Here is a 9,155-nt window from a genome sequence, read left to right as displayed (position 1 = left end):
GCATGGCGACGCGCCGCTCGGTTTTGGGCAATGCCCATGTGGACAATGCTTCGGCCAAGATGACCGCGTTCGATACCGACTTTCAGAGTTTTATCACCGAGGGTGCATGGGGCAGTGTGTGGTCGCGGCCGGGCCTGACCAAGCGCGAACGCTCGATGATCACGCTCGCGCTGCTGGCGGCCTTGGGCCATGATGAGGAAGTGGCGATGCATGTGCGCGCCACCGCCAATACGGGCGCGACGCCGGACGACATAAAAGAAGCGCTGCTGCATGTGGCGGTTTATGCCGGCGTGCCGGCGGCCAATCGGGCGTTCAAGATTGCCCGCGAAGAACTGGCAAAGCGGGAGGGGAGTGGGCAATGAGCGGCATTATTCTGCCCGGCGCCGATGGCGCTCTTTATCAGCGCGACCGCGCCTGGCATCCGGCAGCAGATACGCCGGGATATAAGAGCACGACGTTTCGCGCGCCCAAGCACAGCTTGCTGGCCTTGGGGCCGGCGAAATCGGAAATGACGGGTCCGACGTTCGGCCACGAAAAGCTCGGGCCCCTCGACAACGACCTCATCCGCAATTTCAGCCAGGATGGCACCGAGGCCATTGGGCAGCGGATGATCGTCTATGGGCAAGTGCTCGACGAAAATGCACGGGCCGTGCCGGGCACGCTGGTGGAATTCTGGCAGGCAAATGCCGGCGGGCGCTATCGACACAAAAAAGAGGCGTATCTCGCAGCGCTCGATCCCAATTTTGCCGGCTTTGGGCGCGCGGTGACCGACGAGAACGGGTTTTATTCGTTCCGGACCGTGAAGCCCGGTGCTTATCCCTGGCCCAACGGCGGGAATGACTGGCGGCCGGCGCATATCCATTTTTCCGTTTTCGGCCATGCCTTCGCGCAAAGGTTGATTACGCAGATGTATTTTGAGGGTGATCCGATGATCTGGCAGTGCCCGATCGTCGCGACGATCAACGACAAGGCGGCCATCGATCAGCTCACCGCCCGGCTTGACCGGCACAATACGACGCCGATGGATGCTCTGGCCTATCGCTTCGATATCGTGCTGCGAGGACGGCGTTCGACCATGTTTGAAAACAAGCTCGAGGGGAACTGATGCTGCATCCCGTTCCGACGCTGAAGGAAAGCCCGTCGCAGACTGCGGGCCCCTATGTGCATATCGGCATGACGCCGAATTTTTGCGACCTGCCGGGGGTTTATGCCGCCGATATGGGTTCAACCATGATCAATGGCGAGGTCGAGGGCGAGCGGATTACGCTCAATATCCGGCTGATCGACGGGGCGGGTGTGCCGCTCAGCGATGGTCTCATCGAGATCTGGCAGGCCGATGCGAGCGGGAGCTTTGTGGGGCCGAATTCCAGCTCCGCGCCGGCGTTTACTGGCTGGGGGCGGCAGGCTTCGGACGCTTCTGGGCTTACGGTTTTCGAGACGATCAAGCCGGGGCGCGTGGCGGGGCCGGACGGGAAACTCATGGCGCCGCATGTGTCGCTGTGGATCGTGGCGCGCGGCATCAATATCGGGCTGCAGACGCGGCTCTATTTCGAGGACGAAGCCGAGGCCAATGAGGGCGACTTCGTGCTCAACAAAATCATGGACAAGCGCCGGCGGCAGACGCTGATTGCGCGGAAAGAAGCCGACGGGCGATATGCGCTCGATATCCATCTCCAGGGGGAGAAGGAGACGGTGTTTTTTGATATTTAGGCTGACATGACCGCCCTCCTCTCTGCTCTCGCCGGCGACCCGGAAATCGAAGACCTGCTCTCGGACGAGGCGCAACTTGGGGCCATGCTGGCGTTCGAGCGTGCGCTGGCGGAGGCGAGTGCGGATTGCGGGTTTGTGTCTGCCGAAGCTGCCAGCGCCATCGTTGCTGCGGCGGAGGGGTTTGAGCCGGATTGGACAGATTTGGCGGCTGGCATGGCGCGCGATGGCGTGGTGGTGCCGGCGCTGGTCAAGCAACTGAAAGCAGAGATTCCGGAGCAGCACCGCCCTGCCCTCCATAAGGGCGCGACGAGCCAGGATGTCATTGATACAGCGCTGATGCTGCAGGTGGCAAAGGTGCTTGGGGTCTATGAGACGAGGCTCTCGTCGGTTTTGGCGACGCTGGAAGAGTTGGCGCACCTCCATGGCGACAAGCCGCTGATGGCGCATACGCGGATGCAGGTGGCGCTGCCGACGACCTGGGGCGCAAAACTGGCGAGCTGGGGCGAGCCATTGCAGCGGCATCTGCGTGCTCTGGCCGGGATGCGGCGGAGCCTGCTTGTCATTCAGCTTGGCGGACCAGTGGGGGATCGCGGGAGCTTTGAGGGTTTTGGCGAGACAATCGCGGCCGGCATGGCGAAGCGGCTTGATCTGGGGCTAGCGACACCGTGGCAGGCGCAGCGCGATCCGATTGCGGCGCTCGGGAATTTGCTGGCGCTGATTGCCGGGACGCTGGGCAAGATGGGCATGGATGTGACGCTGCTGGCGCAGAACGAGGTTGCGGCTCTGGCGCTCGAAGGCGGCGGCGGATCTTCGGCCATGGCGCATAAGAGCAATCCCGTGAATGCGGAAGTACTGGTGGCGCTGGCGCGGCAGGTAGCGGGGCTTTCGGGCACGCTCAATCAGGCGCTGGTGCATGAGAACGAGCGCTCGGGCGCGGCATGGACGCTGGAATGGCTGACGCTGCCGCAGATGCTGGTGTCGACGGGAGCGAGCTTGCGGCTGGCGCAGAAGCTGGTTGAGCAGATCAGGATCGCATAACGGTTATCGATCCATCGCGATATCGCCATTTTTTGGCAGTCCGTGCCGTTTTATCATAACCTCCAACCTATATATCGCCCGCACCATTTCATTTCCGTTCGTGGGTTTCCGATGGCAAACATGCTTTCGGCCCCAGCCGAAAAGGACAAGACAATGGACAAGACAGTGCCCGATCTCGCCGCTGCCGTAGCGGGGATTGAGGATGGCATGGTGCTGATGGTGGGTGGGTTTGGCGGCTCGGGCGCACCCATCGAGCTTATTCATGCGCTGATCGATCGGTTCAAGGCGACGAGGAGCCCGAAGAACCTGACCGTGGTCAATAACAATGCCGGCAATGGGCGGATTGGGATTGCCGCGATGATCGATGCGGGGATGGTAGCCAAAATGGTCTGCTCGTTTCCGCGCTCGGCTGATCCGCGGGCTTTTACCGAGAAATATCTGGCCGGCGAAATCGCGCTGGAGCTGGTGCCGCAGGGCACGTTGGCCGAGCGCATTCGTGCCGCTGGCGCGGGCATTCCGGCTTTTTATACGCCGGCGAGTTTTGGCACCGACGTGGCCAAGGGCAAGCCGGTGGCTGAGTTCGATGGCAAATCTTATGTGCAGGAGCGTTGGCTGAAAGCCGATGCGGCGCTGATCAAGGCGGAGCTGGCCGATACGATGGGCAACCTGACCTATCGCAAGGCGGCGCGAAATTTTTCGCCGCTGATGGCGGCGGCGGCAAAGCTGACGATTGTGCAGGCGACAAAAATCGTCGCGCCGGGCGAGATCGATCCCGAACAGGTCGTCACCCCCGGGATCTTTGTGAATCGCATTGTGAAAGTGGCTGACGCCAAACAGGAAGAGGCGCTGATGCGCGAAGGGGTGGCTTACGCATGAGTAGCAAACTTTCGAATGCGCAGATTGCCTGGCGTGCGGCGCAGGACATTGAGGACGGCGCCTATGTTAATCTCGGCATCGGCTTTCCCGAAATGGTCGCGAAATTCCAACCGCCGGGGCGGCAGGCGATTTTCCATACCGAAAACGGCGTGCTGAACTTTGGCGAGGCGCCGCCGGAGGGTGAGGAAGACTGGGACCTGATCAATGCCGGGAAGAAGGCGATTACGCTCAAACCCGGCGCGGCGTTTTTCCATCATGCCGACAGTTTTGGCATGGTGCGCGGCGGGCATCTCGATGTGGCGATCCTCGGGACTTATGAAGTCGCGGAAAATGGCGACCTCGCCAATTGGTCGACGGGGCCGAAGGGCGTGCCGGCAGTGGGCGGGGCGATGGACCTGGTGCATGGGGCCAAGCGCGTGGCTGTCATTACCGACCATGTGACCAAGGACGGGAAGCCGAAGCTGGTGAAGCGGTGTTCGCTGCCGCTGACGGGCGTGGGCTGCGTGACGCGGATTTATTCGAGCCTGGCGGTGATCGACATCGAAGGTGGGCGCTTTGTGCTGCGCGAGAAATTGCCGTCGATGAGTGTCGAGGAATTGCAGGCGGTGACGGGGGCGGAGCTGGTGCTGCCCGATGTGATTGGCGACCTGATCGCCCCTGAGGTTTGAGAATGGCTGAAGCATTTATCTGCGCTTACAAGCGCACGCCGATCGGGCGGTTTGGTGGGTCGCTGTCCTCTGTGCGCCCGGATGATCTGGGCGCCATTCCGCTCAAGGCGCTGATGGCGGAGCAGGCTCAGGTCGATTGGGATGCGGTCGACGATGTCATCTTCGGCAATGCCAATCAGGCGGGCGAAGACAATCGCAATGTCGCGCGGATGAGCCTGCTGCTCGCCGGACTGCCGGTGGGGGTGACGGGCACGACGATCAATCGGCTTTGTGGCTCGGGCATGGATGCGGTGATTGCGGCGGCGCGGGCGATCAAGGCCGGTGAAGCCGAACTGATGATTGCGGGCGGCACCGAGAGCATGTCGCGGGCGCCTTTCGTGCTGCCCAAGGCGGAGACGGCGTTTTCGCGCAATGCCGAGATCTATGACACGACCATCGGCTGGCGCTTCGTCAATCCGGCGATGAAGGCGCTCTATGGCGTCGATTCCATGCCCGAGACCGGGGAGAACGTGGCGCAGGAATTTGGCGTATCGCGGGACGCGCAGGACGCTTTTGCGGTGCGCAGCCAGGAGAAGGCTGTGACGGCGCAGAAGAGCGGGCGGCTGGGGCAAGAGATCGTTGAGGTCTCGATTGCACAAAAGAAGGGCGATCCGGTCGTTGTCGATACGGACGAGCACCCGCGCGCCGGAACGAGCGTGGAAACGTTGGCGAAGCTACGGCCGCTCTTTCCCAATGGGACGGTGACGGCGGGGAATGCTTCGGGGGTGAATGATGGGGCGGCAGCGCTGATCATTGCTTCGGAGGCGGCGGCGAAGCGCTATGGCCTGACGCCGATTGCGCGGATTTTGGGTGGAGCCACTGCGGGCGTCGAGCCGCGGATCATGGGCATGGGGCCGGCGCCAGCCAGCAAAAAACTGTTTGCGCGGCTGGGGCTCTCTGCCGGCGATTTCGATGTGATCGAACTCAACGAGGCTTTTGCGAGCCAGGGCATTGCCGTGCTGCGCGACCTCGGGATTGCCGAAGACGATCCGCGCGTGAACCCCAATGGCGGGGCGATTGCGTTGGGGCATCCGCTGGGGATGAGCGGCGCGCGAATTACCGGGACCGCGGCGCTTGAACTCTCGCTTACAGGCAAGAAACGGGCGCTGGCGACCATGTGTATCGGCGTCGGCCAAGGCATTGCCGTGGCGCTGGAGCACGTCTAGCGGCCTCGTTTCGATCGACTTGCTTTCATCGCGCAAGCATATGCAGTAAGGAATCGTAAACCTTTTGACGGCAGAAGCCGACATAACGATCACAATATGCTTGCGCGGCATGGGAACATTGTTCTGCCATCAAGGCGCCGCGATTTGGGCTTAGGTGCCGCAATTGAAGCATCCGCAAAAGGACGAAGGCATGACGGCACGGGCCATACCTCTGGCGGGAATTGTTGCGCTGGCGGTGCTCGTCTCAGCCTGCTCGATGTCCGGCATCAAGCCGCTGCCGGGCAATAAGTCCGCTTCGGCGGCGATTGCCGCGGCAGCTCCGGTGCAGGCAATGCCGACCCCGGCAGGCCATGTACCCAAGGCCGTCAATGTGCCCCGCGCCGGTTCCGACCTGCTGCTCGGCTTTGCTGCCAGCGAACGCGGTTCGCTCGATGGGCTGATTTCCCACTATTCGACCCAGTACAGCGTGCCGGAAAACCTGGTGCGCCGGGTGATCAACAAGGAAAGCGGCTACAATCCTTCGGCGCGCAACGGGCCCTATTACGGGCTGATGCAGATCAGCTACGCCACCGCGCGCGGCATGGGCTTTTCGGGCGAGGCTTCGGGCCTGCTCGACGCGGAGACCAATCTGCGCTTTGCGGTACGTTATCTGGCTGGCGCCTATGTTACGGCCGGCGGCAATCATGACCGCGCCATGCAGCTCTATGCGGCTGGCTACTATTATGACGCCAAGCGTCAGGGGCTGCTTGAAAAGGCCGGCCTTCGGTAGGGCCCTCTTCCCCTTTACCTCCTCTTCACCATGCGTTCTGCCAGGTCACAATTGCGACGCAGGTGGACGAAAGAACGGACGCGCGGCCAGAAGGCCGGGGGAGATTTCTGTGCGACTGTCTTTGTTTTCCGCCACGCTGGCGGGTGTTTTTGCCTTGGCCGTTCCAGCACAGGCGCGGGATATTTGTACACTGATTGCTGGCGCCGCGACGCGGACTGTGTTGCATCAAGAAGGTGACTGCGAAACGCGGGTGACGCCAGCTTCGACCTTCAAGGTGGCGCTGGCGGTGATGGCTGCCGATGCCGGGATCATCACCTCGGCGCATGAGCCGAAATTGCCCTTTAAGGAAGGTTATGCCGATTGGGCCGGGGAAAGCTGGCGGCAGGATACCGACCCGACCATGTGGATGACGAATTCCACGGTCTGGTATTCGCAGCGGCTGGCCGAGATGCTCGGGGCGGACAAGCTGACCGCCTATGGGCAAAAACTTGGCTATGGGAATGCCGATTTTTCCGGCGATCCGGGCAAGGACAATGGGCTTGAGCGGTCCTGGATTTCGTCGTCGCTAAAGATTTCGCCGCTGGAGCAGGCCGGGTTCATTGCGGCGCTGGTGGATGGACAACTGCCGGTGTCGCAGGCCGCGATGGCCGTGGCGGCGGAGCTGGTACAGCAGGGCGGTGCCAGTGACGGCTGGACGCTGTGGGGCAAGACCGGATCGGCCTTTCCGCGGCTGGCGGATGGCAATTTCGATCGGGCGCGCGGCTGGGGCTGGTATGTGGGCTGGGCGGAAAAGGGTGATCGGCGGCTGGTGTTCGTGCGGCTGGCGCAGGATGAGCAGCGCAACCAGGTGAGTAGCGGGCTCAGGGCGCGCGACAACTTGGTGGAAGATTGGGCGGGGTTGGTTGAGGGGCTTTAGCCGGCCGGCCTCTACTGATCGTCACCCTCGGGCTTGACCCGAGGGCTCTTTACTTACTGAGGCCCCAACAAGTGAAGTGTCCTCGGGTCAAGCCCGAGGATGACGTTCGGCGGAGGGGAGGTATCCCTGTTCCGTCGTCGCGCGCGGAAGACGTTACTTCCGCGTGCTTTCGAGGCCGTAGATTTTCTCGATGTCGTCGAGCATCAGATTGGCCGAGAAAATGCCCCCGCCGGTGTTCCAGATGATTTCGCTGACACGCTGGGCCTTGCCGGCTTTGACCGCTTCGAGATTGTTCCAGAGCGGGTCGGCGAGCCAGTCGGCGAGATTGGCTTCGGGCCCGGCGTCATTGAGGTCGCTCGAGAAGTAGAAGATGCGATCGCCGGCCATGTCGGGGATGCGTTCCTTGGTCACTTCCTCGGCGAACTCGTCCTTGTCCTGTGCGGGCGGGCGCTTGAAACCGATCTGATCGAGGATCAGGCCGCTGAACGTATCCTTGTAGTAGATGCGGGTGCGGTTGGGGGAAAAGCGGACCATAGAGATCTGCTCGTTGATCGCGTCGCCGAGCGCATCGTGGATGGCCTTGGTCCGGACGTCGAACGTGGCGAGAGCGGCTTCGGCTTCCGCATCCTTGCCGAGGGCCGAAGCGTAAAATTTCAGGTTTTCCTGCCACTCGCCGCCGATGGTTTCGGTCATGACGGTGGGCGCGATGGCGGACAGCTGCTCGTAGATCTTTTCCTGGCGCACCTTGGTGCCGAGGATCAGGTCGGGTTCGAGCGTCGCCAGCACTTCGAGATCGACGGCAAGTTCGGTGCCGAGATCGACGGTGTCGACGAGAAGGTCGGTGAGATGGGCGTGCCAGGGATTGCCGTCCCAACTCTGGGCGGCGCCGACGGGCTTCACGCCGAGGGCGAGAAGGGCCTCGGTGCCTTCATTGGTGAGAATGACGACGCGCAGCGGGGCATCCGGCACTTCGGTAACGCCCATTGCATGGGTGACTTCGCGGGCGAAGGCAGGCGCGACGAGAGTAGCGGCGGCGGCGAAGACGGCGGCCAGGGCGGCGGAGGAGCGGAGAGAGAACATTCTCGGGTTCCTGTGGTGTTGGGGAAGGCCGGCGGAGGGAACGGCGGCAAGTCGACAAATTTCGATGCTCGTCATTGCCGGGTCTGTTCCGGCAATCCATTCCCGGTGGTGACGGCGACCGAGAGTTTCACCCCAGTCCAAGGCCGGGGTGAAACAGAGCGGAATTGTGACTCAGCGCGTGCTCGGAAGGCCGTAGATCTTTTCGATGTCGTCGAGCATCAGGTTAGCAGCGATGTAGCCGCCGGCGGTGTTCCAGATGGCGTCGGAGACGGGGTGGACCTTGCCGGCCTTCACCACCGCGAGATTGTTCCAGAGCGGATCGGCCAGCCAGTCCTGGGCCTGGGTGTCGCCTTCGCCATTGCCGGTTTCATAGGTGAAGTAGAAGAGGCGATCGCCTTCGAATTCGGGGATGCGTTCCTTGGTGATCTCTTCGGCGAAATCGTCCTTGTCCTGCGTCGCGGGACGCTGGAAGCCGAGTTCGGAGAGGGCGAGGCCCGAAAAGCTGTCCTTGAACATGATGCGGGTCTGGCCGGACATGAAGCGGGCGATGGAGATCTTTTCATCGAGCGAGGCGCCGAGGGCGTCGTGGAGTGCGGCGATGCGCGCGTCGTACTTGGCGAGGGCGGCCTTGCCGTCTTCACCCTTGCCGGCAGCATCGGTGTAGAGGGCCATGTTGATCTTCCAGTCGCCGGGGAGGCGCTCGGAAACGACAGTCGGGGCAATGGCCGAAAGCTGCTCGTAGATCTTTTCGTGGCGCATCTTGTTGCCGAGGATCAGATCGGGCTCGAGCGAGAGCAGCACTTCAAGGTTCACCGCGGATTCTTCGCCCACGACGACGACATCGGTCATGTCAGCCGCGATGTGATCGTACCAGGGATTGCCGAGGACGGATT

General features: G+C 62.2%; 11 protein-coding genes. 9 read left to right on the top strand and 2 right to left on the bottom strand.

The window, feature by feature from the left end; all coding sequences use genetic code 11:
• The first annotated feature begins 2 nt into the window (after positions 1–2).
• The 9 genes from pcaC to blaOXA all read left to right on the top strand — a co-directional run bounded on the left by pcaC (position 3) and on the right by blaOXA (position 7,182).
• Positions 3–362 carry a 4-carboxymuconolactone decarboxylase gene (gene pcaC / locus ABW043_RS03640; protein ID WP_353919874.1) on the top strand — a complete coding sequence of 120 codons (360 nt, stop codon included), beginning with the start codon at positions 3–5 and terminating at the stop codon, positions 360–362.
• Positions 359–1,105, top strand: a complete 747-nt coding sequence (pcaH, locus tag ABW043_RS03635; RefSeq protein WP_353919873.1) for a protocatechuate 3,4-dioxygenase subunit beta — start codon at positions 359–361, stop codon at positions 1,103–1,105. The genes pcaC and pcaH overlap by 4 nt, the downstream gene beginning before the upstream one ends.
• A complete protein-coding gene (gene pcaG, locus ABW043_RS03630) occupies positions 1,105–1,710 on the top strand; it encodes a protocatechuate 3,4-dioxygenase subunit alpha (protein ID WP_353919872.1) in 606 nt (201 codons plus the stop codon). The genes pcaH and pcaG overlap by 1 nt, the downstream gene beginning before the upstream one ends.
• 6 nt (positions 1,711–1,716) lie before the next feature.
• Positions 1,717–2,748, top strand: a complete 1,032-nt coding sequence (locus tag ABW043_RS03625) for a 3-carboxy-cis,cis-muconate cycloisomerase (protein ID WP_353919871.1) — start codon at positions 1,717–1,719, stop codon at positions 2,746–2,748.
• A gap of 153 nt (positions 2,749–2,901) precedes the next feature.
• Entirely contained in the window at positions 2,902–3,624 is a 723-nt protein-coding gene (locus ABW043_RS03620; RefSeq protein WP_353919870.1) for a 3-oxoacid CoA-transferase subunit A, read from the top strand.
• The gene (locus ABW043_RS03615; RefSeq protein ID WP_353919869.1) at positions 3,621–4,292 is read left to right on the top strand and encodes a 3-oxoacid CoA-transferase subunit B; all 672 of its coding nucleotides are present in this window, start codon (positions 3,621–3,623) and stop codon (positions 4,290–4,292) included. The genes ABW043_RS03620 and ABW043_RS03615 overlap by 4 nt, the downstream gene beginning before the upstream one ends.
• 2 nt (positions 4,293–4,294) lie before the next feature.
• The gene (pcaF, locus tag ABW043_RS03610; protein ID WP_353919868.1) at positions 4,295–5,497 is read left to right on the top strand and encodes a 3-oxoadipyl-CoA thiolase; all 1,203 of its coding nucleotides are present in this window, start codon (positions 4,295–4,297) and stop codon (positions 5,495–5,497) included.
• Between the two features lie 163 nt (positions 5,498–5,660).
• Positions 5,661–6,266: a transglycosylase SLT domain-containing protein gene (locus ABW043_RS22890; RefSeq protein WP_449393469.1), complete on the top strand. Its 606-nt coding sequence runs from the start codon at positions 5,661–5,663 to the stop codon at positions 6,264–6,266.
• 109 nt (positions 6,267–6,375) lie between these two features.
• Complete coding sequence (gene blaOXA, locus ABW043_RS03600; protein ID WP_353919867.1) at positions 6,376–7,182, top strand: class D beta-lactamase; 807 nt, start codon at positions 6,376–6,378, stop codon at positions 7,180–7,182.
• A 153-nt stretch (positions 7,183–7,335) separates the two neighbouring features.
• On the opposite strand, the gene ABW043_RS03595 is transcribed toward blaOXA, so the two are convergent.
• Entirely contained in the window at positions 7,336–8,262 is a 927-nt protein-coding gene (locus tag ABW043_RS03595) for an ABC transporter substrate-binding protein (protein WP_353919866.1), read from the bottom strand.
• Between the two features lie 171 nt (positions 8,263–8,433).
• Positions 8,434–9,155 (bottom strand): ABC transporter substrate-binding protein (locus ABW043_RS03590; RefSeq protein ID WP_353919865.1); only part of this gene is annotated, 722 nt, incomplete at its 5' end.

It is taken from the genome of Devosia sp., assembly GCF_040509215.1.
Lineage (GTDB): Bacteria > Pseudomonadota > Alphaproteobacteria > Rhizobiales > Devosiaceae > Devosia.
The sequence above is the reverse complement of the archived record's forward strand: the minus strand, read 5'-3'. Positions and strand labels throughout refer to the sequence as shown.

What these genes read in the sequence shown, in the direction of transcription:
- pcaC (WP_353919874.1), top strand. Translation starts at nt 3, where the DNA reads ATGGCGACGCGCCGCTCGGTTTTGGGCAATGCCCATGTGGACAATGCT.
- pcaH (WP_353919873.1), top strand. Translation starts at nt 359, where the DNA reads ATGAGCGGCATTATTCTGCCCGGCGCCGATGGCGCTCTTTATCAGCGC.
- pcaG (WP_353919872.1), top strand. Translation starts at nt 1,105, where the DNA reads ATGCTGCATCCCGTTCCGACGCTGAAGGAAAGCCCGTCGCAGACTGCG.
- ABW043_RS03625 (WP_353919871.1), top strand. Translation starts at nt 1,717, where the DNA reads ATGACCGCCCTCCTCTCTGCTCTCGCCGGCGACCCGGAAATCGAAGAC.
- ABW043_RS03620 (WP_353919870.1), top strand. Translation starts at nt 2,902, where the DNA reads ATGGACAAGACAGTGCCCGATCTCGCCGCTGCCGTAGCGGGGATTGAG.
- ABW043_RS03615 (WP_353919869.1), top strand. Translation starts at nt 3,621, where the DNA reads ATGAGTAGCAAACTTTCGAATGCGCAGATTGCCTGGCGTGCGGCGCAG.
- pcaF (WP_353919868.1), top strand. Translation starts at nt 4,295, where the DNA reads ATGGCTGAAGCATTTATCTGCGCTTACAAGCGCACGCCGATCGGGCGG.
- ABW043_RS03595 (WP_353919866.1), bottom strand. Translation starts at nt 8,262, where the DNA reads ATGTTCTCTCTCCGCTCCTCCGCCGCCCTGGCCGCCGTCTTCGCCGCC.